Below are 21,054 nucleotides of genomic sequence, written 5' to 3' on the forward strand. Positions count from 1 at the left end.
AATGTGGATTATCCCAAGAGTGTGCCGGGCGTAGGCTTGGCAAGCGGCAAGTTTGTAGATGAAAACCCGGCGACCGGCATGCCCGGTTCGCTTATTCCTGCGCAGTGGGGTAACTCGATCACGCAGGAGATCTTGAATGCGATGGCAGCCGGTGGTGAGCAGCCTGATGAAACCAGAACAGACCAGCTCGCGTCGGCTATCACGCAGATAGGTTCGCAGGTCAGGCAGGCCTACAAAGGTGCCGGGTTTGGCTACACCGCTTCTGAAACTCTGTTGCCCGGAGCGGCGGGGCATTGGCACAGAATCAATGCCGGTGGTATCACGCTGACCCTGCCTCCCAAGGCGAACGTAGTGGTAGGTAAGTCGATAACCTTTCATAACGCATCGCCAGCAGCGGCAACTATCAAGGCCAATGGTGCTGAGGTCATCTCTCTATTCGGTGCCGGCAGCAATACCTTGAAGCTCAATGCGGCGGAGTGGGTAGAGCTTGTTTTTAACACTGACGCGATCTACATCACCAAGCGCGGCAAAATCACAGAGGTAAAGGAGGTCGACTCTCAAAAAGTGTTCTCTTTCAATACCGATACAGTTTTTACAAGAGACCAGATGGAGTTGCTGCTACTGGATGCTACTGGCAGCAATCGTGCATTCACACTGCCCTCTTCAAATGCGGCACTAGGTGTAAAGGACGTCATTGTTCGCAGGATCGACAGCAGTGGCAACCGGCTGACCGTGAATGCAAGTGCCGGGGAAAAGATCAGGTTCCACACCCATTTAAATGCTGCTGGTTATTCCTTTCTGGTTCTGATGGGGGCTGGCGATTGGTGGCACCTGCGCAGCGATGCTGCTGGAAGCTGGTGGCCAATAGGTCGATATGACAGCACCCCATTGGGGCGACCTGTTTTCGAGACAACTACATCGTTCAGCCCAGGAGGATATGGAGCGTTGAACGGTGGGCTTCTTAATCGCGCCGACTGGCCGTGGCTTTGGGATCACGCGCAAAAGTCCGGGATGCTTTACACCGAAGCAGCTCGTACCGGCAAGGAAGGTGGATGGACCAGTGGCGACGGCGCCCTGACCTTTCGAGGGCCTGAAGGTAGGGGCGAGTTCCTGCGGGTACTGGATGAGTCTCGTGGGGTCGATGCGTCGCGTGTCGCCGGCTCTTGGCAGGACGGCACTTGGCTCAGGACGGTGGCTCAGGAGTGGAGCGGCTCTGATGTAGAGACTGGCACCTACCTGCTGGGCAGCGGTCATGCGCAGGCGGATGGGCGCTTGAACTCTACAGGCCCGGGTGGCTTGTTGCCGCCAGGCGCATTGGTCCCGGCTGGCGGTTCGGCATATCTGCCAGAAACAACGGACAACGGCGTTGTGGCGACTGTAATGAGAGACCAGCAACCGATGAACAACTGGATTCGTTTCCGTAGCCGCAACATGGCCTATCCCGGCCGTATCAAACTGATCTGAGGACGTTATGCCTACTTACTTGATAGATGATGTCGGGGCCCTTATCGGTCCTGTCGAATTACCGGTTATCCCTGGGCTGGGCGAGCAAACGCCCAGCAATGCGGTGAGCTTGCCGGAGTTGCTGAACCCGCCGAACACGGGCTTTGCCTGGACGATGGTCAATAATGAGCTGCAACAGGTCGCGGATCGTCGAGGCCCTATGTATCGAATAAACGACGGCTCTGAGGAGGAATGGAGCAGTCTGGGTGAGCCTCCTGAAAGGCTCACTACCAAGCAATGGCCTGGCAAATACTATGTATGGAGAGAGGGTGACTGGGTTCTTGATACCGAAGCGCAGAAGGCCGCTTTGGCTTCCGCTGCTCTGCTGGTTCGTGACCAGCGTTTGCAGGACGCTGCTAAACGTATCGCCCCGTTGCAGTATGCCGAAGAACTGGGAGATGCCACCGAGGCGGAGAAGGCAAGTTTGCTTGAATGGAAACGCTATAGCGTGGAACTGAACCGGATCGAGCAAACCCCGGATTACCCTCTCCAGATCAAATGGCCTTCACCGCCCTCGGATACAACTGCCCTGTAGACATGACCGCGAGAGCGGTTTTTTTTTGCCCGCTTTTCGAGACCGCTGTGTGCGTTTTAGGCGCGTGCCAAATCCTCACAGACTCTGCATACAAAAGGTGCTGAGTCGTTAATAAAACGTGATTCATAACGCCACACAGCACTGACCTTCCGCATCGCTAACTCAGGCGTTATCGGCAGAGGCGTCTGGTATGCACATAAATCGTCATCCCGTAATAACAGCACTCTCTTAATACACAACATGAAGGCACTAACCATGAACATAATACCCGTCTCCCGTAACCCGCAATGGACCGATCAGGCCCACACCTCCATGACACTGTGGGTGATCATTACTGAACCCGGCTATATGGATCGTCAGGACGTTATATCGGTCTCTGCCAATCATCCGGATCCGCAATACGCAGCATTGTTCAGCCGAGCAATCGCCGGTGAGTTCGGTGAGATTCTCGAGCCGAGTGAGCAGATGATCCTTATCAACGTCAATGCGGAGCGCGGTATCTACCTGGGCAACGCTACCAGGAGAATCAACGAGCTGGACTTTCAACTGACCATTGTGCAAAACGCCATCGCATCGGGGGCGGCCACAGTCGCGCAAATCGAGTCCCGGCCTGCGCTGCAAGCCGAGCTTGATGCGTATTCGCTTTACCGGGCACAGCTCTCCAATCTGAGTTCGCTCCCGGGATTCCCTACTTCTTTCGCCTGGCCGGTTCCTCCTGCGACTCCGTTTGTTTACGTAAAGCCGCCGGAAGTGACTACACCGCCTACAGGCGTTAGCGAAGATGAACTGCCTTGGATCATGACAAGCATTCGCAGTCCTCGCTGGGCTGATCGTGCCCGTCTGTCTATCATTCTTTTGATCATCTTTGAGAAAACCAAAGATCTTCATGGTGAGGAGGAAGTCACTGTTTCGGCTACTGGCAAGCCGCAGGCCGTAGAGCTTTTCAACCGGGCAATTGCCGGGGCTTTTGGACCGATTCTTGATCCGATCGAGCCAGTGGACACGGGCGATGTTGAGGGACAGCGCAGCCTCTATTCGGCGATGGCTGCGGCGAAAGTCGATTCACTGATCGGCAGGCTGGATACCTTGCAAAGTGCCATTGAAGCTCAACTGAAAATCCTGCCTGCGCTGCAGGCCGAGCTTGATGCGTATTGGCTTTACCGGGTGCAGCTCGCCCAACTCGATGCGCAGCCAGGCTTTCCAGAGTCGTTCGTGTGGCCCGTCCCGCCAGCGTCGCCGTTTGTATATGTAAAGCCCACTGAACAGCTGGCACCGGTTAGGGGCGTAAGTGCAGACGAGCTGCCCAAGTCCTGACGCCCCGCTCTGAGGGGGCGTTGTTTTATTCGCCATTTAATCTTTTGAACAGGAGAGCCTTATCGGCTCATGGGGTGGGCTCGTCCCGCAGTCCTCTGAGGAGGATCAATGCCTCTCGACCAGCAACAACAACTGAACATCATCCCTGACGCCGGCCCCACCGCCGGCGTTTTAGTTCCTGTCATCAAACGAAACGGGAGGTCCGCTGACGCCCGCAAGCGTCAATCATTCATAAACCCATACTCTCTCACTAGAAAACCAAAGGTATTCATATGTACACAGTAATAAGCGCTCGTGATCCACGTTGGTCCGATATGACACACACATACATTAATCTGTGGGTGTTGTTTGCAGAGTTTAAAGACACTTACGGCGAGGTGCCTTTTAGTGCGTCTCCCAACGACTCCGCTGCTCACGGCGTCGATCTGTTTAACCGTGCCCTCGCCGGTGAGTTCGGCCCGGTTCTCGAGCCGACCGAGGAGGCGGTCCTGCAGCTGGTGACGAGTCAGCGGAATAACTTATCAAGTAACGCTACTTATCGAATCCACTCGTTGCTGGACGAACTGGATATTCTTCAAGACGCCATAGCAATGAACCTGGCGACCGAAGCGCAAGTGAAATCCGTGCCAGCAATAAACGCTGAGCTGTACGCGTTCCGTCTTTACCGCGTGCAGCTTTCCCTAATTGACACATTGCCAGGTTACCCAAGGAAGTTCGACTGGCCAGTGGCGCCTGCGCAGCCTTTTGTGTATGTGCCACCTTCTGAGTAGTTGGCCATTTGGCAGGGCGTGCGCGAAAACGAATTGCACCCGACGCCGGCTCTGAAGCTGGCGTTACTGTTTATGCTTTCGATATCGCCGCAGCCTGCTGATATGACTGCTGCTAACGACTCAGGTAATGACGCCTCGCAATGATGGGGCGTCTGTTACCCCTGATGCGCGTCGCTCTTGAGTCACGAAAGCTTCGTCGATTGGGGGCACTGACGAGCTTCATAAGCAAGGCAGGAGTAACCATGCCTATCAACCAGCAACAACTACTGCAAATCCTCCCTAACGCCGGCCTTAAAGCCGGCGTTTTCGTTCCTGCTCTCAACACCGCCATGGCCCGCTACGCCATCAACACTCGCCTGCGTATCGCCGCGTTCATCGCTCAGATAGGGCATGAATCCGGGCAGCTTCGTTATGTGCGCGAGCTGGGTAGCGACAGCTATCTGGCCAAGTACGACACGGGCCAGTTGGCGCTGCGTTTGGGCAACACGCCAGAAGCAGATGGCGACGGTCAGTTGTATCGGGGCCGTGGGCTGATTCAGGTGACGGGTCGGGCCAACTACGAAGCGTGTGGGGAAGCGCTGGGGCTGGACCTGTTGAGTCAGCCGCAGCTGCTCGAACAACCCGACCACGCGGCCATGTCGGCCGCGTGGTTCTGGGACCGGGCCAACCTCAACGCACTGGCAGACAAGGGTGATTTTCTGATGATCACCCGCCGCATCAACGGCGGTACCAACGGCCTGGCGGATCGGCAGGCGCTTTACCAGCGGGCATTGGAGGTGCTGCCGTGAAGATGCTGGATATGCGATTCCTGATCCTCGCATTCGTGCTGGGGGCTGGGCTGGGTACATGGGCGGCCTGGAAATGGCAGGCGGCCCGCTATGGCCTGCAACTGTCCACGCAAGCACTGACGTGGCAGCGCGAGCGCGAGCAAGCGGCGCTGGCGGTCGTCGACTGGCAGAACGCCGAGCAGGCACAACGACGGGCGCTGGAAGTCCGTTTGCACACCAACGATACAACCATTCACAAGGAGTTGAGCGATGCACAGACTGCTCAGGCTCGTTTGCGTGATCGCCTGGCTACCGCTGATTTGCGCTTGTCAGTCCTCCTCGCCAACAGCCCCGCCAACCGTGCTGGCATGCCAGCCGGCACCGATACCGGCGGCGTGGTTCATGGACGCACGCGAGGCGAACTTGACCCAGCGGCTGCTGGACGAATTGTCGCCATCACCGACTACGGCGATCAGGGATTGATCGCTTTGAAGGCCTGCCAAGCCTACGTGCGCGAGATTGCACACTGATGTTCCTCTCGGCTCCCCACCCCCTAGGCCATCGTGCCCCTGCCTCAATCCCGCCTCCGCAAGGAGGCGCGGCCCTCTTTTGCGTCGTTGCCAGCCTTTCAATCGGCCTGGCCCGGTACATTCATATTGCACCGGCCGATTCGGTACGCTAATGTCCTGAAACGTACCGATGAGACCCCTTCCGTGACGACAGTCAGCAAGCTTTTGATGCGCGTTATCAAGGCTCACGCCCGTTGGCGTTGGCGCGCCTGACTTTTTCCTTGCCGGCCCTGCCGGTCCCGTACCTGTATGCCTTCGATTTTGTGATGCTTTTCTCCGTCCCCCGGCCCTGTGGCTGACGAGGGGATGCATGAGTGAAGCAGAATCTGGAAGGCCTGAATCACGTCAGTAAATCAAAAGGTTGATAGCAAAATGCTGCTGATGATCGATAACTACGATTCGTTTACCTACAACGTCGTGCAGTACCTCGGTGAGCTGGGGGCGGACGTCAAAGTCATTCGCAATGACGAACTGAGCATCGCCGAGATCGAAGCCCTGAACCCGGAGCACATCGTGGTCTCGCCTGGGCCGTGCACGCCCAATGAAGCTGGCGTGTCGCTTGATGTGATCAAGCACTTCGCGGGCAAGCTGCCGATTCTGGGCGTATGCCTGGGGCATCAGTCCATCGGTCAGGCCTTTGGCGGCGACGTGGTTCGCGCGCGGCAGGTCATGCATGGCAAAACCAGCCCGGTCATTCACGAAGACGGCGGGGTGTTCGATGGCTTGAATCATCCGTTGGTGGTCACCCGCTACCACTCGCTGGTGGTCAAGCAGGATACGTTGCCCGACTGCCTGGAAGTGACGGCCTGGACTGCGCTGGAAGACGGCTCGGTCGATGAGATCATGGGCCTGCGCCACAAGACACTGAACGTCGAAGGGGTGCAGTTTCACCCCGAGTCGATCCTGACCGAGCAGGGCCACGAGCTGTTCGCCAATTTTCTCAAGCAGAGTGGCGGCCATCGTCAGGGCTAAGGATTTTTTATGAGTACCCCCATGAATATCAAAAGCGCGCTCGATCGCGTGGTCAACCAACTGGACCTGACCACTGAAGAGATGAGTGATGTCATGCGCGAAATCATGACCGGCCAATGCACTGAAGCGCAGATTGGTTCTTTTCTGATGGGCATGCGCATGAAGAGTGAGACCATCGACGAAATCGTCGGTGCGGTTTCGGTCATGCGCGAGCTGGCGGACAAGGTCGAGCTGAAAACCCTGGATGGTGTGGTCGATATCGTCGGCACCGGTGGCGACGGGGCGAACATTTTCAACGTCTCGACGGCTTCCGCCTTCGTCATCGCAGCCGCGGGCTGCACAGTGGCCAAGCACGGCAACCGTGCTGTCTCGGGCAAAAGTGGCAGTGCCGATCTGCTCGAGGCTGCCGGGGTTTATCTGAACCTCACGCCTGTTCAGGTCGCACGTTGCATCGACAGCGTGGGTATCGGTTTCATGTTCGCCCAGTCTCATCACACGGCCATGAAACACACTGCCGGGCCACGCCGCGAGCTGGGTCTGCGCACACTGTTCAATATGCTCGGCCCGCTGACCAATCCGGCGGGCGTTCGTCACCAGATCGTTGGCGTGTTCAATCAGGCGCTTTGCCGTCCGCTGGCCGAGGTGCTGCTGCGTCTGGGCAGCAAGCATTTGCTGGTGGTCCACTCGCAGGACGGCCTGGACGAATTCAGTCTGGCTGCACCGACCTTCGTGGCCGAGCTGAAAAACGGCGAAGTCACCGAATACTGGGTACAGCCCGAGGACCTGGGCATCAAAAGCCAGAGCCTGTATGGCCTTGCCGTGGAAAGCCCGGCAGCTTCGCTGGAGCTGATCCGCGATGCGCTGGGACGTCGCAAGACCGAGAACGGGCAGAAGGCTGCCGAGATGATCGTGCTCAATGCCGGCGCCGCGCTTTACGCTGCGGATCACGCCACAAGCCTCAAAGAGGGCGTGGCCCTGGCGCACGACGCGTTGCACACTGGCCTGGCGCGGGAAAAACTGGAAGAGCTGGGTGCCTTCACGGCGGTATTCAAGCAGGAGAACGAAGCATGAGTGTGCCAACCGTACTGGAAAAGATCCTTGCCCGAAAGGCCGAGGAAATCGCGGCTCGTCGTGCAATGGTGAGCCTGACCGAGCTTGAACAACAGGCCGCCCAGGCCGACGCGCCACGTGGCTTTGCCAAGGCATTGATCGCTCAGGCCAAGGCAAAGCAGCCCGCCGTTATCGCGGAAATCAAGAAGGCTTCGCCGAGCAAGGGTGTCATCCGCGAACACTTCCTGCCGGGCGAGATCGCCAGAAGTTATCAGGCCGGTGGCGCGACCTGTCTGTCGGTGCTGACCGACGTGGACTTCTTTCAGGGCTCCGATGCCTATTTGCAGGAGGCCCGTGCGGCGTGCAACCTGCCGGTGATCCGCAAGGATTTCATGATCGACCCCTATCAGGTGGTCGAAGCACGTGCCCTGGGCGCTGACTGCATTCTGCTGATCGTGTCGGCACTGGATGACGTGCAGATGGCTGAACTGGCTGCTGTTGCCAAAAGCTTGAATCTGGATGTGCTGGTCGAGGTGCACGATGGCGATGAGCTGGAGCGCGCGCTCAAGACGCTCGATACGCCGCTGGTGGGCATCAACAATCGCAACCTGCACACGTTTGAAGTGAGCCTGGAAACCACGCTGGACTTGCTGCCGCGTATCCCGCGTGATCGCCTGGTCGTGACCGAAAGCGGCATTCTCAACCGTGCGGATGTCGAGCTGATGGAAATCAGCGATGTCTATTCGTTTCTGGTGGGTGAGGCTTTCATGCGTGCTGAACACCCTGGCGCCGAGCTGCAGCGGTTGTTCTTCCCTGAGCGCAAGATTGCGGTAAGCGCTTCGTCCGGCGACTGAGCTGAACACCTTTCCGAGGTCCTGCATGCAAGACTCGATCATCGACATCTGTGTCGAACAAGGCCTGCAGGCCGAGCAGGATCTTCTGGCGTCGGTATGCTCCGGGGCGGCAGATCACGGGCTGCTATTCTGGCGGCCCAATGATCGCGCGCTGGTCATGCCACGGCGGATGAGCCGGTTACCGGGGTTTGCCGAAGCCAGCGAGACCCTGTCGGACAATGCATGGCCCGTCCTCTTGCGTGAAACCGGCGGCGAGCCGGTGCCACAGTCCTGCGCCACGCTGAATATCGCGCTGGTCTATGCGCAACCGCACACTGACGTTGATCGTGACCGCATAGAAACCGCCTACCTGCGATTGTGTCAGCCGATTCTCGATCTGTTGATCGAGTTGGGTGGTCAGGCTTCACTGGGTGAGGTGGCAGGCGCATTCTGCGACGGCCGCTTCAACGTCAATCTCGACGGTCGCAAGATGGTTGGAACGGCTCAGCGCTGGCGTCAGAGTCAGGGCGGAACGCGTCCTGTAGTGCTGGCGCATGGTGCTTTGCTGCTGGATAACGAGCGCGTTCAGATGGCGGCCGCGGTAAACCGCTTCAATGAGCTGTGCGAGCTTGAGCCGCGTGTTCAGGCCGCAAGCCACATTGCCCTGTACGAAGCGTTTCCGGGCGCTGACGTCCTGGGGCGCTTGGCGCAGGCTTACCGGAAGCTGCTCGCCGGGCTCTGAATACCAAGGGCTCAGCGTGTCCCGTAGACCACCATGGTCTTTCCTTTGACGTTGACCAGGCTCTGTTCTTCAAGTGCCTTGAGCACGCGTCCGACCATTTCCCTCGAGCAGCCGACGATGCGACCGATTTCCTGTCGGGTAATCTTGATCTGCATGCCGTCCGGGTGAGTCATTGCATCCGGCTGCTTGCACAGTTCGAGCAACGTGCGAGCCACTCGCCCGGTGACATCGAGGAACGCCAGATCACCTACCTTGCGCGTTGTATTGCGCAGGCGCTCGGCCATCTGGCTGCCAAGCGCATACAGAATTTCCGGTTCTTGCCTGGTGAGCTCGCGGAACGCGTCATATGAAATCTCGGCCACTTCGCACTCGGTCTTGGCTCGCACCCAGGCGCTGCGCACGGACTCCTTTCCCTGGTGCTCGAACAGGCCCAGTTCGCCGAAAAAATCCCCGCTGTTGAGGTAGGCGACGATCATCTCCCGACGCTCGTCATCCTCGATCAGGACCGTGACTGAGCCCTTGAGGATCAGAAACAACGACTCGGAGCGCTCACCGGCATTGATGATGTTGGTTTTCGCGGGGCAGCGGCGGCGTTCTGCATGGGGCAGCAGCTTGTCCAGACTGTTTGCGTTGGGCGTAAAGGTTATTGCGACCATGCGAGACTTCCGAAATAAGGTGTATGGCCAAATGGCATACCTGTAGGTATCGGCTGCGCCTTTATTCTCGCCAGCTTTTCCAGACGTGTAGGAAGCTATTTGCGAACATTCCTACGCGTTTCCTACAAAAAGGCATTTCTTCCGGGCAGCTTTTGGCCCTGTGCTAAGCTGGCGACCCCTTTTTTTACAGTGGAGTCTTGGCGATGAAGGCACGCATCCAATGGGCTGGCGAAGCCATGTTCCTCGGCGAATCCGGTAGCGGTCATGTGGTGGTAATGGACGGTCCGCCGGAGAGCGGTGGTCGCAACCTGGGTGTACGCCCGATGGAAATGGTCTTGATCGGTCTGGGTGGCTGCAGCAACTTTGACGTTGTGAGCATTTTGAAAAAGTCACGCCAACCCGTGGAAAGCTGCGAGGCGTTTCTGGATGCCGAGCGTGCCGATGAAGACCCGAAAGTGTTCACCAAAATCCACCTGCACTTCGTCGTCAAGGGACGCGGGTTGAAAGAGGCACAGGTCAAGCGAGCCATCGAACTGTCCGCAGAGAAGTATTGCTCTGCCTCGATCATGCTCGGTAACGCGGGTGTGAAGATCACTCACGATTATGAAATTGTCGAACTGGGCTGAACGCCAGACATCCAACGATCATAAAAACGGCGCACACTCTGGCAGACGGCTTCGGACGTCTGCATAATGCGCCACTTTTTACGGGCGCAGCATGTATTGGTTTTCTGCTGCCGGTCCGAACAGACAACCAAAATCGCCAACGCGAAGAGGTGTTAACCGTCCTACGCAGATGAGCCGGGCTCACCTGACGGGCATGCTTGATCACGCGGCTGGCGCCGCACCCATATAGAGAGTTTTTAACGGTGAAAAGCAAACTCAAGCTCCACGGGTTCAATAACCTGACAAAGACCTTGAGCTTCAACATTTATGACATCTGCTATGCGGAAACCCCGCAGGACCAGCAGGCGTATGTCGAGTACATCAACAGTGTGTACGACGCAGAACGCCTGACGCGGATTCTGACTGATGTTGTCGATATCATTGGTGCCAACATCCTGAACATTGCGCGTCAGGATTACGATCCACAAGGTGCCAGTGTGACCATTCTGATCTCGGAGCAGCCGGTGACGCCTACCGAAAGCCAGATCGAAGAGTCGCCAGGTCCACTGCCGGAAACCATCCTGGCGCACCTGGACAAGAGCCACATCACGGTCCACACCTATCCGGAAATTCATCCGGTTGACGGTATTGCCACCTTCCGCGTGGATATCGATGTGTCGACCTGTGGCGTTATTTCACCGCTCAAGGCGTTGAACTACCTGATCCATAAGTTCGAGTCGGATATCGTGACGGTCGACTATCGCGTGCGCGGCTTTACCCGTGACGTGGAAGGCAAGAAGCACTTCATCGACCATGAGATCAACTCGATCCAGAACTACCTCTCCGAAGACACGCGCAACGGTTACCAGATGACCGACGTGAACGTGTATCAGGAAAACCTGTTCCACACCAAGATGCTGCTCAAGCAGTTCGAACTGGACAACTACCTGTTTGGCGATGCCACCAGTAACTTGTCTCCCGAGCAGCGCGAGCAAGTGACCGCCAAGGTCAAACACGAAATGCTGGAAATCTTCTACGGCCGCAACGTAGCCGTATAAACCCGGATTCCGGACATTAAAAAGGCGCCTGATGCAGGCGCCTTTTTTATGGGCTTTGTATACGCAATCGTCAGATGCGATAAGTCGACTTGGTCATGACCTTGGCCAGTACACTCATGCCGAACTTGACCGGTGCCGGGAAGCGAAAACCGCCTGCCTCCAGCGCGGACTCAGCGTGGTGTTCTTCATCGCTGAGCATCTGTTGCAGGATAGCCCGGGACTTTCCGTCTTCGGTCGGCAGTTGCTCCAGATGTTCAGCCAGGTGCTTGCAGACCTGATCTTCGGTCGCCGCGACGAACCCCAGGCTGACCCGGTCGCTGATAACCCCGGCTACTGCGCCCATCCCGAAAGACAGGCTGTAGAACAGCGGGTTCAGCACACTGGTATGGCTGCCAAGCTGATGAATGCGCTGTTCGCACCAGACCAGATGATCGATTTCTTCTTCAGCCGCACGCTCCATCGCCTTGCGCACCTTGGGCAGCTTTGCCGTCAGCGCCTGGCCCTGATAAAGCGCTTGGGCGCAGACTTCGCCAGTATGGTTGATGCGCATCAGGCCCGCGACGTGGCGCGTGTCGACTTCGCTCATCTTGTGTTCGGGCTGAACAACGGCAGGGGAAGGGCGCTGCGAGTGCGCGCTGGACGGCAGCAATGTGCGCATCGCGCTGTCGGCTTGCAGTAACAGACGGTCGAGGGGAGAGTATTGACGTTCGGTAGCCATGGGCACCTCCGGAAGATCATGCGGGCAGTTTACCCGAATCGGCCGGAGCGGGCAGGGCTTGTGTTGGCCGACCAGCGCTGATCACACGCGCTGGTCGGCCGGCAAGCCCGAAAACGCTGGCTCAGCCCGGTGGCCAGTTCATCTGACGCTGACCGAGCACGTGCATGTGGATGTGGTAGACGGTCTGCCCGCCCAGCTCATTGCAGTTCATCACTACGCGGAAGCCTTCTTCGCAGCCCAGCTCGAGGGCCAGACGCTGCGCCGTGAACAGAATATGTCCGGCCAGGCCTTTGTCTTCCTCGGTCAGATCGTTCAGGGTGCGGATAGGCTTTTTCGGGATCACCAGAAAATGCACGGGTGCCTGTGGGGCGATGTCGTGAAAGGCCAGTACCTGATCATCTTCATAGATGATCTTTGCCGGGATTTCCCGATTGATGATCTTGGTAAACAAAGTGTCCACAGCCGTTTGCTCCTTGTCGGTTGATGGTCGTCACAGGGTATCGCTGTGCTTCAGCGCGTCCGAGTGTACTGAGCAAGACGCGGCTCGCCCAGCCGTTTGTCGGTCAGCGCGGGCAGTATTTCTTGTTGATGTAGCCACTGATCTGGCGAGCCAGCCAGCGTGAAACCAGGCGCGGGCTGAGCGTCCACAATCGGTTACTGAAACCGGGAGTGATCACTGCGCGGTTTTTTGCCAGTGCGCGAACGGTATACAGCGCCACTTCTTCGGGGCTCATCAGGTTATCGACATTGACCTGTAACTGCGCAGTGCGAAAAAAAGCTGTCCTGGTCGGACCGGGGCACAGCACCGAGACCTTCACCCCGGCTTTTTTCACTTCCTCGCGCAACCCTTCGGAAAAATGCAGCACATAAGCCTTGCTGGCGTAGTAGGTGCTCATCCATGGCCCAGGCTGGAACGCAGCCACCGAGGCGATGTTGAGTATCTGGCCGCCGCCCTGAATGGCCATCAGATTGCCTACTGTGTGGCACAGGCGAGTCAGCGCCAGAATGTTCAGGTCGATCAGATCCTGTTCGGCGCTCCATTCCTGAGCCAGAAAAGGCCCGCACGTGCCGATGCCCGCAGCGTTGACCAGCAGATCAATCTGGTGAGCACCATCTTCCAGCTCCAGCAGAAATCCCGAGAGTCTCAGTGGCTCGCCCAGATCGCATGCTCGAAACAGCACTTCCACGCCAAAACGCTGAGTCAACTCCAGTGCAATTGTTTCCAGCAGATCGCGCTGGCGGGCGACCAGGATCAGGTTGCGACCGCGACGTGCCAGGGCTTCGGCCATCGCCAGGCCTATGCCGCTGGACGCGCCGGTGATCAGGGCGTAACGGGTCATGCATTTCTCCATTGAGCGTGTTGCGACCGGCAGTCTGCCGAACCGTGAGCAGTCTATTACTTGTCGCTTTGTTCTTCGGGCTCTATGTTGACATCCGCTGGCGCGGTCAAGGCACTGTCACGGCTTTCTTCATCGTCATAGGGGAGCGATTGCTCGTATTCGTCGGTCTGCAATTCCAGCTCATCGCGCAGCATGCCTCCACCGCCAGCAGTAAGCCCGATCAGGACAATGGGGATGAGTAACACCCACAGAACAGCCAGAGTCTTCACACCCCGGGAATTCGCTGGCGGCGGCGGGCCGAAAGCGTTGGGGCCTTTTGTTCCGGGCAGCAGGATCATCAGAAACGGGAAAACGCTGCCTACGAACGGCACTAAGGTCAGCAGCAGAAGCCAGCCCGACCAACCCAGATCATGCAGCCGCTGAACGCCGATCTGCGCGCCGATGACAGCGAATACGACGAGTACCACCGCCATCAGCAGACCGCCGGCGACCAGCGAGCCGTTCATGACCAGCAGGCACACACCCACCAGCACCAGCGTCGCGGCGCTCAGGACCATGCTCCACGCCAAATAGCGCAAGCGCCCGATACGTCCATTGATACTCAAGACCTTCAGGGTCGAATGAGCTGGCTGATCAGCGCCGACCTGTGCCTTTGGCGGTGCGTAGGGCGATATTTCCAGATGCGCGGGTTTGGGGGAGGGCTGGCTGACGACTTCATCCAGACTCAGGCTGATTTCAATGTCAGGTTCGATACGTGCTTCGACGCCCGCATTGTTCAGCGCCTTCAGGTAGCGCTCCGCGTCCTGATACGGAATCCCGCGCTTGAGGGCAACGGGTTGACCACTGAACAGCTTCTGCACTGCAGACGGTTCGCTTTTGAACAGCCCCGCCAGATTGGCCTTTGCGGTGTCGAGCTCGACGCCTTCACGCACCTGCCCTTCAAATACGATCTTGAAGTGTGAATCGGCCATACGGGGCTTCCTTGTCTTTAAGTGGAAAACAGTGCCGGGCGCCTGTCTGAGAAACAGCGCCCTGTCGCGTTACTGATGAGGCCGGGTGACGCTTGGCGTCAGAAGGGTTTGACGATCACCAGAATGACGATGGCGATCAGGATCAATACCGGGATTTCATTGAACCAGCGATAAAACACATGGCTGCGGCCATTCTCGCCACGGGCAAAGCGTTTGACCTGTGCGCCGCAGACGTGGTGATAGCCGATCAGCAGGACAACCAGCGCGAGCTTGGCGTGCATCCATCCCTGGCTGAAATAACCGCTGGCGTCGAAGCTGATCAGCCAGCCGCCGAAGACCAGCGTTGCGATCATGGCCGGGGTCATGATGCCACGGTACAGCTTGCGCTCCATGACAACGAAACGCTCGCGGCTGACCGTGTCCTCACTCATCGAGTGATAGACGAACAGTCTTGGCAGATAGAACAGGGCTGCAAACCAGCAGACCATTGAAATGACATGAAGCGCCTTTATCCATAGATAGAGCATTTTTGATTATTCCCAGGTTCACGGTGGCCGAATAGTAGTGTCTTGTGCGCCCATACGTCACGTTGTCGGTTGTCGCAGAGGCGATAGGCTCCTATTATCGACCGCTTTCCAGTTGTTTCGTTGAGGGCAGGTTATGGTCAAGGTCGGTATCGTCGGCGGCACGGGTTACACCGGGGTCGAGCTGCTGCGTCTGTTGGCACAGCATCCGCAGGCAGAAGTCGTGGTGATTACCTCGCGCTCGGAGGCCGGCATGCCAGTCGCCGACATGTATCCGAACCTGCGCGGGCACTACGACGGCCTCGCGTTCAGCGTGCCTGATGTGAAAACTCTGGGTGCCTGTGACGTCGTGTTCTTCGCTACGCCCCACGGTGTCGCTCATGCCCTGGCCGGTGAACTGCTCGAGGCAGGCACCAAGGTCATCGACCTGTCTGCCGACTTCCGTCTGCAGGATCCGGTCGAATGGGCCAAGTGGTACGGCCAGCCGCATGGTGCTCCGCAACTGTTGCAGGACGCGGTGTACGGGCTGCCGGAAGTCAACCGCGAGCAGATCAGGAATGCGCGACTCATCGCCGTACCCGGCTGCTATCCGACCGCTACCCAGCTGGGCTTCCTGCCGCTGCTTGAAGCCGGTATTGCCGACAACTCCCGTCTGATTGCCGACTGCAAATCCGGCGTGAGCGGTGCGGGACGTGGCCTGAACATCGGTTCGCTGTACTCGGAAGCCAATGAAAGCTTCAAGGCCTACGCTGTGAAGGGCCACCGTCACCTGCCGGAGATCACCCAGGGGTTGCGTCGCGCTGCGGCTGGGGACGTCGGCCTGACGTTCGTTCCACATCTGGTGCCAATGATTCGCGGCATTCACTCCACGCTCTATGCAACGGTCACTGATCGCTCGGTTGACCTGCAGGCACTGTTCGAGAAGCGCTACGCCGACGAGCCGTTCGTGGATGTGATGCCGGCGGGCAGCCATCCCGAAACCCGCAGTGTGCGTGGCGCCAACGTTTGCCGTATCGCAGTGCATCGTCCACAGGGTGGCGATCTGGTCGTCGTGCTTTCAGTGATCGACAATCTGGTCAAAGGTGCGTCAGGTCAGGCGGTGCAGAACATGAACATCCTGTTCGGCCTTGATGAGCGCGCCGGGTTGTCTCATGCGGGCATGATGCCGTAAGCACTGCCGCCGTCCAGCAAATAGTTGACCGATTTTCTAGGAGAAGCGGATAATGCCGTCATTACGCATTACGACGGCTAACGCCGGGAGATATCTGACATGAGTGTCGAATCCTTCACGCCTACCGCTTTGGAGTTCACTCCAAATGCAGCGCACAAGGTGAAAACCCTGGTCGACGAAGAGGGCAATGATCGTCTCAAACTGCGTGTATTCGTTACAGGTGGCGGTTGCTCAGGTTTTCAGTACGGTTTTACCTTCGATGAAGATGTAGCAGACGATGACACCATCGTCGAGCGCGAGGGCGTAAGCCTGGTTGTCGATCCGATGAGCTTTCAATACCTGGCCGGCGCAGAAGTCGATTATCAGGAAGGGCTTGAAGGGTCGCGATTCGTGATCAAGAACCCGAATGCCTCCACAACCTGTGGCTGTGGCTCCTCGTTCTCGATCTGATCGAAGCTTGCTGTAAACAAAAACGCCGCTCATTGAGCGGCGTTTTGCATTGCAGCAGGTGTCAGGCGGGGTAGATCGCGCCCAGAACGCGTCTGCCCTTGGCGCCGGTCACCGTCGGACGGTTGGCCGGAACGCCTTCGAGGCAGCAATGCGCCAGCCAGGCAAACGCCATTGCCTCAACCCAGTCAGGGTCTACGCCGAACTTCTCGGTACTGCTGACCTCTGTATCGGGCAACAGCTCTGCAAGGCGTTTCATCAGCGCCTTGTTATGCGCACCGCCACCACAGACCAGAAGCTCCCGGGTAATCGGTTGTGCAGATTTCAGGGAATCGGTGATCGTCAATGCTGTCAGTTCCAGCAGAGTGGCCTGCACATCTTCTGGAGCCAGTGTTTTCGACTGGAACAGATGGTGTTTAACCCAACCCAGGTTGAATACTTCCCGGCCTGTACTCTTGGGACCCTTGGTCAGGAAAAACTGATCGCTGAGCAGTTTCTCGAGCAGCGCAAAATCGACCTTGCCGCTCGCCGACCAAGCGCCGTCCTTGTCATAGCTCTCGTGGCGCTGTGACTGTATCCAGGCATCAAGCAGTACGTTGCCGGGTCCGCAGTCGAAGCCTTCGACCGGGCGATCGGACTCGATCAGACTCAGGTTACTGAACCCGCCGATGTTCAATACAGCGCGATGATCCTTGTTGTCGTCGAACAGTGCTTCGTGGAAAGCCGGTACCAGCGGTGCGCCCTGGCCGCCTGCTGCGATGTCGCGGCGGCGGAAGTCGCTGACCACGGTAATTTCGGTCAGCTCTGCCAGCAGCGCAGGGTTGCCGATCTGAATGCTGTAGCCGCGCGCGGGTTCGTGACGAATAGTCTGGCCGTGGCTGCCAATGGCGCGAATCTGGGCGGGCACCATGTTTTGATCTTTCAGCAAGGTCTGCACACCCTGTGCGACCAGCCTGCACCACTTTTGCTCCGCAATTGCCGCACGCGCCAGCTCGTCCGCGCCGCTGGAGCAAAGCCCCAGCAACTCGGCATACAGGTCTTCCGGCATTGGGATGTAGTGAGTGGCCAGAAGCCTTGATCGGTCATCCTGCTTCAAAAGGGCGATATCAATCCCATCGAGACTGCTGCCGGACATCACACCTATATAGAAGAAGTCCATGGATTACCTTTTATTCGACGCCAGCGTGGTGGCTTTTTCCTGATCCATGCGTGCCATCAACGGCTGGCTTTGCTGCATGAACCGCTGTTTTTCGGATTTGGCGATCGGATCCGCCATCGGAAGCTTCTGGCCCAACGGGTCTACGTGAACGCCATTGACCTGAAACTCGTAGTGCAAGTGCGGGCCTGTGGACAGACCGGTAGTTCCAATATAGCCGATAACCTGACCTTGCTTGACGGTTCCGCCGGTCTGTATGCCTTTGGCGAAGCCCTGCATGTGGCCATACAGAGTGCGGTAGGTGTCGCCATGCTGAATGATGACGGTATTGCCGTATCCGCCACGGCGGCCGGCGAGCAGGACCTTGCCGTCGCCGGTTGCCTTGATCGGCGTACCGCGTGGTGCTGCGTAGTCGACGCCTTTGTGGGCGCGGATCTTGTTGAGGATCGGGTGCTTGCGGCCCATCGAAAACATCGAGCTGATGCGGGCGAAGTCTACCGGGGTACGGATGAAGGCCTTGCGCATGCTGTTGCCGTCGGCCGTGTAGTAATTGGTATTACCCTGCTTGTTGGTGTAGCGAACTGCGGTGTAGGTCTTGCCCCGGTTAGTGAAGCGGGCCGACAGGATATTTCCTGTGCCTACGCTCTTGCCGTTGACCACTTTCTGTTCGTACACCACATCGAATTCGTCACCCTTGCGGATGTCCTGCGCGAAGTCGATGTCGTAGCCGAAGATGTTGGCCATGTCCATCGTCATGCTATGAGTCAGGCCAGCACGTTGCGCGGATTGCGACAGGGAGCTGTTGATCACCCCATGCACATAGGCGTTACGCACGTTGGGCTTGCTGATCTCACGATTGAATGCGTAACCCGTCGCAGTCTTCGACAGGCTGATGGATTCGACTTCGCTGAGCTTCGTGTGCAATTGCTTGAGTTGGCCATCCGGCGTCAGCTCGAACTGCAGCGTCTGCCCGTTCTGCAGCTTGCTGAACTGCTTGGCTTGCTTGTCGCTTGCCAGTACTTCGTGAACAGTGGCGGCTGGCAGCCCGACCTTTTCGAACAGGGTCGACAGCGTGTCACCCTTGCTGACGGTGACCTCCCTGTGGGCAGGATCCTTAGCAGCAGATGGCGCGGGTTTCTCTGCCTGAGGTTGCGCGTCGGCAGTGTCCTGAGCCTGATCGTCGGCATTGTCGATCTGGGCAAATGGCGATTCGGTGGTTTCAGGTGTGGCTTGAGTGGCTTGCTGAGCGTCTTGGTCTTGTACGTCCTGATCCGGTGCTTCCAGATCGAGAGGAATGTTCGTTCGTTTGGCTTCGACATCGCTGGATGGGAAAACCAGGAGAGCCAGGCTCAACAATGCGGCGATGCCGCTTGCAGCGAGCAGGTGACTCTTCGGATAAAGCGGGGGCGCTTTAGGCGGTGTGTCTTTCATAGGTAATTTGACTTTGAAAAAGGTGAAATGGAAAAGATGAATGACATGATGAAGATGAAATAACTGTATAAAATATAACCAAAACCTGCTCGAAGCAACCCTTCCCGCGTATCAGTCACTGATTCGCGGGCAAACGCTGGGCAAAACTTGTAATTGGGCTCTGATCTTGTAAGGTTGGTTCCCTTTGAATTGGGGGCTGAAATGAAGTCGGTTGAAGAGCAGCTGGCGCTGATCAAGCGCGGTGCAGATGAACTCCTGGTCGAGGCCGAACTGGTCGAGAAGCTGAAGCGTGGCCAGCCACTGCGTATCAAGGCTGGTTTCGACCCGACGGCACCCGATCTGCACCTTGGGCACACCGTGCTTATTAACAAGCTGCGGCAGTTCCAGGATCTGGGGCATCAGATCATCTTCCTGATCGGTGATTTCACCGGCATGATCGGCGACCCGAGTGGTAAGAGTGCTACGCGTCCGCCGCTCACCCGCGAGCAGGTTCTCGACTACGCCGAAACCTACAAGTCGCAGGTCTTCAAGATTCTCGATCCGGCCAAGACCGAAGTCGCGTTCAACTCCACCTGGATGGACCAGCTGAGTCCGGCTGACTTCATTCGCTTGTCTTCGCAGTACACGGTCGCGCGGATGCTTGAGCGTGACGATTTCGACAAGCGCTATAAAAGCAATCAGTCCATTGCCATTCACGAATTCCTTTATCCGCTGGTGCAGGGCTATGACTCCGTGGCCTTGAAGGCCGACGTCGAGCTGGGCGGTACCGATCAGAAATTCAATCTGCTGATGGGGCGCGAGCTTCAGCGCGCTTACGGGCAGGAGCCGCAATGCATTCTGACCATGCCGTTGCTGGAAGGTCTGGATGGCGTGAAGAAGATGTCCAAGTCACTGGGCAACTACGTCGGCATTCAAGAAGCGCCGGGCATCATGTACAGCAAGCTGGTGTCGATTCCTGATTCCCTGATGTGGCGCTACTTCGAGCTGCTGAGCTTCCGCTCTATGGAAGAGATCAATGGCTTGAAGGCTGATTGCGAAGCGGGTGCCAACCCTCGCGACATCAAGATCAAGCTGGCCGAAGAGCTGGTCGCTCGTTTTCATGGCGAGGAGGCTGCGGCCAATGCGCACCGCTCTGCGGGCAACCGTATGAAGGAAGGCGAGCTGCCGGATGATCTGCCGGAAATATCGGTAGCTGCTGCCGAGGACATGCCGATCTCTGCAGTGCTTAATAAAGCAGGCCTGGTAAAGAACGCAGCAGTCGCTCGCGATCTGCTGGCTTCGGGCGGTGTGCGAATAGATGGTGAGGTCGTGGAGCGTAGCTTTGTATTCAAGCTGGGTGCGACCCATGTTTGCCAGGCTGGCAAGAAGGCTTTTGGGCGCGTTACGCTGGTTTCAGAAGAAAGTTCAAATTAACGGTTGACGCCCTCTGTGATGTGTCTATAATTCGCCCCACTTCCGGCGCAGACGGAAACGAAAAAGCCTTGTAGATCAATAAGTTGCAAGGTTTTGGAGTGAAGAGTCAGCGAGGAAGGAGGTCGGGTCTGGAGTGATCGACAGCGGTGAAAAAAAAGAGTTTGACACGCGGTTGTAACGCTGTAGAATTCGCCTCCCGCTGATGAGCAACTCAAGAGTTGATCGCAGCGCAAGTGGTTGAAGTTGCAAAGGAAACTTTGAAAGCTTCTTAAAATAACCGCTTGACAGATACAGAGGACGCTGTAGAATGCGCGCCTCGGTTGAGACGAAAGATCTTAACCCACCGCTCTTTAACAACTGAATCAAGCAATTCGTGTGGGTGCTTGTGGTGTCAGACTGAAGTCAACAGATTATCAGCAACCCAAGTTACTCCGCGAGAAATCAAAGATGTAACCAACGATTGCTGAGCCAAGTTTAGGGTTTTCTCAAAACCCAGTTAGATGTTTGAA

Annotated in this window: 23 protein-coding genes; 15 read left to right on the forward strand and 8 right to left on the reverse strand. The window is 57.4% G+C overall.

The window, feature by feature from the left end:
• Positions 1-3 precede the first annotated feature (3 nt).
• The 10 genes from BLR20_RS21770 (at position 4) to BLR20_RS21815 (ending at position 9,055) form a co-directional block, all read left to right on the forward strand.
• On the forward strand, positions 4-1,464 hold the full coding sequence (locus tag BLR20_RS21770; RefSeq protein ID WP_010439015.1) for a hypothetical protein: 1,461 nt from the start codon (positions 4-6) through the stop codon (positions 1,462-1,464).
• A gap of 7 nt (positions 1,465-1,471) precedes the next feature.
• Positions 1,472-2,038 carry a tail fiber assembly protein gene (locus tag BLR20_RS21775; RefSeq protein WP_054992497.1) on the forward strand — a complete coding sequence of 189 codons (567 nt, stop codon included), beginning with the start codon at positions 1,472-1,474 and terminating at the stop codon, positions 2,036-2,038.
• 312 nt (positions 2,039-2,350) lie between these two features.
• Positions 2,351-3,352, forward strand: a complete 1,002-nt coding sequence (locus BLR20_RS26580) for a tail fiber assembly protein (RefSeq protein WP_235809980.1) — start codon at positions 2,351-2,353, stop codon at positions 3,350-3,352.
• 272 nt (positions 3,353-3,624) lie between these two features.
• Positions 3,625-4,122, forward strand: coding sequence for a tail fiber assembly protein (locus BLR20_RS21785; RefSeq protein WP_054992495.1), 498 nt, complete (start codon positions 3,625-3,627; stop codon positions 4,120-4,122).
• 242 nt (positions 4,123-4,364) lie between these two features.
• Entirely contained in the window at positions 4,365-4,910 is a 546-nt protein-coding gene (locus BLR20_RS21790; protein WP_010439024.1) for a glycoside hydrolase family 19 protein, read from the forward strand.
• On the forward strand, positions 4,907-5,419 hold the full coding sequence (locus BLR20_RS21795; RefSeq protein ID WP_054992494.1) for a lysis system spanin subunit: 513 nt from the start codon (positions 4,907-4,909) through the stop codon (positions 5,417-5,419). The genes BLR20_RS21790 and BLR20_RS21795 overlap by 4 nt, the downstream gene beginning before the upstream one ends.
• Before the next feature lie 411 nt (positions 5,420-5,830).
• Positions 5,831-6,430, forward strand: coding sequence for an aminodeoxychorismate/anthranilate synthase component II (locus tag BLR20_RS21800; RefSeq protein ID WP_003394873.1), 600 nt, complete (start codon positions 5,831-5,833; stop codon positions 6,428-6,430).
• 21 nt (positions 6,431-6,451) lie between these two features.
• The gene (gene trpD, locus BLR20_RS21805) at positions 6,452-7,501 is read left to right on the forward strand and encodes an anthranilate phosphoribosyltransferase (protein ID WP_054992529.1); all 1,050 of its coding nucleotides are present in this window, start codon (positions 6,452-6,454) and stop codon (positions 7,499-7,501) included.
• A complete protein-coding gene (trpC, locus tag BLR20_RS21810; RefSeq protein WP_010439035.1) occupies positions 7,498-8,334 on the forward strand; it encodes an indole-3-glycerol phosphate synthase TrpC in 837 nt (278 codons plus the stop codon). The genes trpD and trpC overlap by 4 nt, the downstream gene beginning before the upstream one ends.
• A gap of 25 nt (positions 8,335-8,359) precedes the next feature.
• A complete protein-coding gene (locus BLR20_RS21815; RefSeq protein ID WP_032611720.1) occupies positions 8,360-9,055 on the forward strand; it encodes a lipoate--protein ligase family protein in 696 nt (231 codons plus the stop codon).
• An 11-nt stretch (positions 9,056-9,066) separates the two neighbouring features.
• Here BLR20_RS21815 and crp read toward each other — a convergent pair whose 3' ends face one another.
• Positions 9,067-9,711 carry a cAMP-activated global transcriptional regulator CRP gene (crp, locus tag BLR20_RS21820; RefSeq protein ID WP_054992493.1) on the reverse strand — a complete coding sequence of 215 codons (645 nt, stop codon included), beginning with the start codon at positions 9,709-9,711 and terminating at the stop codon, positions 9,067-9,069.
• A 203-nt stretch (positions 9,712-9,914) separates the two neighbouring features.
• Between crp and BLR20_RS21825 the strand changes: the two genes are divergently transcribed.
• Both BLR20_RS21825 and speD read left to right on the forward strand, forming a co-directional pair.
• A complete protein-coding gene (locus BLR20_RS21825; protein WP_003372688.1) occupies positions 9,915-10,337 on the forward strand; it encodes an OsmC family protein in 423 nt (140 codons plus the stop codon).
• Between the two features lie 242 nt (positions 10,338-10,579).
• Positions 10,580-11,374, forward strand: a complete 795-nt coding sequence (gene speD / locus BLR20_RS21830; protein ID WP_003316303.1) for an adenosylmethionine decarboxylase — start codon at positions 10,580-10,582, stop codon at positions 11,372-11,374.
• Between the two features lie 70 nt (positions 11,375-11,444).
• On the opposite strand, the gene coq7 is transcribed toward speD, so the two are convergent.
• The 5 genes from coq7 to hemJ all read right to left on the reverse strand — a co-directional run bounded on the left by coq7 (position 11,445) and on the right by hemJ (position 14,930).
• Positions 11,445-12,092, reverse strand: coding sequence for a 2-polyprenyl-3-methyl-6-methoxy-1,4-benzoquinone monooxygenase (gene coq7 / locus BLR20_RS21835; RefSeq protein WP_003401955.1), 648 nt, complete (start codon positions 12,090-12,092; stop codon positions 11,445-11,447).
• Positions 12,093-12,213: 121 nt separating this feature from the next.
• Positions 12,214-12,552, reverse strand: a complete 339-nt coding sequence (locus BLR20_RS21840) for a histidine triad nucleotide-binding protein (protein ID WP_003316306.1) — start codon at positions 12,550-12,552, stop codon at positions 12,214-12,216.
• Between the two features lie 103 nt (positions 12,553-12,655).
• Positions 12,656-13,432, reverse strand: a complete 777-nt coding sequence (locus BLR20_RS21845; protein ID WP_010439051.1) for an SDR family NAD(P)-dependent oxidoreductase — start codon at positions 13,430-13,432, stop codon at positions 12,656-12,658.
• A 56-nt stretch (positions 13,433-13,488) separates the two neighbouring features.
• Complete coding sequence (locus BLR20_RS21850; protein ID WP_054992492.1) at positions 13,489-14,403, reverse strand: DUF805 domain-containing protein; 915 nt, start codon at positions 14,401-14,403, stop codon at positions 13,489-13,491.
• A 98-nt stretch (positions 14,404-14,501) separates the two neighbouring features.
• The gene (gene hemJ, locus BLR20_RS21855; RefSeq protein ID WP_010439055.1) at positions 14,502-14,930 is read right to left on the reverse strand and encodes a protoporphyrinogen oxidase HemJ; all 429 of its coding nucleotides are present in this window, start codon (positions 14,928-14,930) and stop codon (positions 14,502-14,504) included.
• Positions 14,931-15,063: 133 nt separating this feature from the next.
• Between hemJ and argC the strand changes: the two genes are divergently transcribed.
• The gene (gene argC, locus BLR20_RS21860; RefSeq protein ID WP_032611713.1) at positions 15,064-16,098 is read left to right on the forward strand and encodes an N-acetyl-gamma-glutamyl-phosphate reductase; all 1,035 of its coding nucleotides are present in this window, start codon (positions 15,064-15,066) and stop codon (positions 16,096-16,098) included.
• Positions 16,099-16,197: 99 nt separating this feature from the next.
• Positions 16,198-16,548 (forward strand): iron-sulfur cluster insertion protein ErpA, encoded by a 351-nt coding sequence (gene erpA, locus BLR20_RS21865; protein ID WP_002551953.1) that lies wholly within the window; start codon positions 16,198-16,200, stop codon positions 16,546-16,548.
• 61 nt (positions 16,549-16,609) lie between these two features.
• On the opposite strand, the gene BLR20_RS21870 is transcribed toward erpA, so the two are convergent.
• Positions 16,610-17,704: an anhydro-N-acetylmuramic acid kinase gene (locus BLR20_RS21870; protein ID WP_054992491.1), complete on the reverse strand. Its 1,095-nt coding sequence runs from the start codon at positions 17,702-17,704 to the stop codon at positions 16,610-16,612.
• Between the two features lie 3 nt (positions 17,705-17,707).
• Complete coding sequence (locus BLR20_RS21875; protein WP_032611709.1) at positions 17,708-19,132, reverse strand: peptidoglycan DD-metalloendopeptidase family protein; 1,425 nt, start codon at positions 19,130-19,132, stop codon at positions 17,708-17,710.
• Between the two features lie 201 nt (positions 19,133-19,333).
• Between BLR20_RS21875 and tyrS the strand changes: the two genes are divergently transcribed.
• The gene (tyrS, locus tag BLR20_RS21880; RefSeq protein ID WP_054992490.1) at positions 19,334-20,545 is read left to right on the forward strand and encodes a tyrosine--tRNA ligase; all 1,212 of its coding nucleotides are present in this window, start codon (positions 19,334-19,336) and stop codon (positions 20,543-20,545) included.
• The last annotated feature ends 509 nt before the right edge of the window (positions 20,546-21,054 follow it).

Origin of the sequence: Pseudomonas congelans (genome assembly GCF_900103225.1) — a bacterium.
Classification (GTDB): Bacteria; Pseudomonadota; Gammaproteobacteria; order Pseudomonadales; family Pseudomonadaceae; genus Aquipseudomonas; species Aquipseudomonas congelans.

What these genes read in the sequence shown, in the direction of transcription:
- BLR20_RS21775 (WP_054992497.1), top strand. Translation starts at nt 1,472, where the DNA reads ATGCCTACTTACTTGATAGATGATGTCGGGGCCCTTATCGGTCCTGTC.
- BLR20_RS26580 (WP_235809980.1), top strand. Translation starts at nt 2,351, where the DNA reads ATGACACTGTGGGTGATCATTACTGAACCCGGCTATATGGATCGTCAG.
- BLR20_RS21785 (WP_054992495.1), top strand. Translation starts at nt 3,625, where the DNA reads ATGTACACAGTAATAAGCGCTCGTGATCCACGTTGGTCCGATATGACA.
- BLR20_RS21790 (WP_010439024.1), top strand. Translation starts at nt 4,365, where the DNA reads ATGCCTATCAACCAGCAACAACTACTGCAAATCCTCCCTAACGCCGGC.
- BLR20_RS21800 (WP_003394873.1), top strand. Translation starts at nt 5,831, where the DNA reads ATGCTGCTGATGATCGATAACTACGATTCGTTTACCTACAACGTCGTG.
- trpD (WP_054992529.1), top strand. Translation starts at nt 6,452, where the DNA reads ATGAATATCAAAAGCGCGCTCGATCGCGTGGTCAACCAACTGGACCTG.
- trpC (WP_010439035.1), top strand. Translation starts at nt 7,498, where the DNA reads ATGAGTGTGCCAACCGTACTGGAAAAGATCCTTGCCCGAAAGGCCGAG.
- BLR20_RS21815 (WP_032611720.1), top strand. Translation starts at nt 8,360, where the DNA reads ATGCAAGACTCGATCATCGACATCTGTGTCGAACAAGGCCTGCAGGCC.
- crp (WP_054992493.1), bottom strand. Translation starts at nt 9,711, where the DNA reads ATGGTCGCAATAACCTTTACGCCCAACGCAAACAGTCTGGACAAGCTG.
- BLR20_RS21825 (WP_003372688.1), top strand. Translation starts at nt 9,915, where the DNA reads ATGAAGGCACGCATCCAATGGGCTGGCGAAGCCATGTTCCTCGGCGAA.
- coq7 (WP_003401955.1), bottom strand. Translation starts at nt 12,092, where the DNA reads ATGGCTACCGAACGTCAATACTCTCCCCTCGACCGTCTGTTACTGCAA.
- BLR20_RS21845 (WP_010439051.1), bottom strand. Translation starts at nt 13,432, where the DNA reads ATGACCCGTTACGCCCTGATCACCGGCGCGTCCAGCGGCATAGGCCTG.
- BLR20_RS21850 (WP_054992492.1), bottom strand. Translation starts at nt 14,403, where the DNA reads ATGGCCGATTCACACTTCAAGATCGTATTTGAAGGGCAGGTGCGTGAA.
- hemJ (WP_010439055.1), bottom strand. Translation starts at nt 14,930, where the DNA reads ATGCTCTATCTATGGATAAAGGCGCTTCATGTCATTTCAATGGTCTGC.
- argC (WP_032611713.1), top strand. Translation starts at nt 15,064, where the DNA reads ATGGTCAAGGTCGGTATCGTCGGCGGCACGGGTTACACCGGGGTCGAG.
- erpA (WP_002551953.1), top strand. Translation starts at nt 16,198, where the DNA reads ATGAGTGTCGAATCCTTCACGCCTACCGCTTTGGAGTTCACTCCAAAT.
- BLR20_RS21870 (WP_054992491.1), bottom strand. Translation starts at nt 17,704, where the DNA reads ATGGACTTCTTCTATATAGGTGTGATGTCCGGCAGCAGTCTCGATGGG.
- BLR20_RS21875 (WP_032611709.1), bottom strand. Translation starts at nt 19,132, where the DNA reads ATGAAAGACACACCGCCTAAAGCGCCCCCGCTTTATCCGAAGAGTCAC.
- tyrS (WP_054992490.1), top strand. Translation starts at nt 19,334, where the DNA reads ATGAAGTCGGTTGAAGAGCAGCTGGCGCTGATCAAGCGCGGTGCAGAT.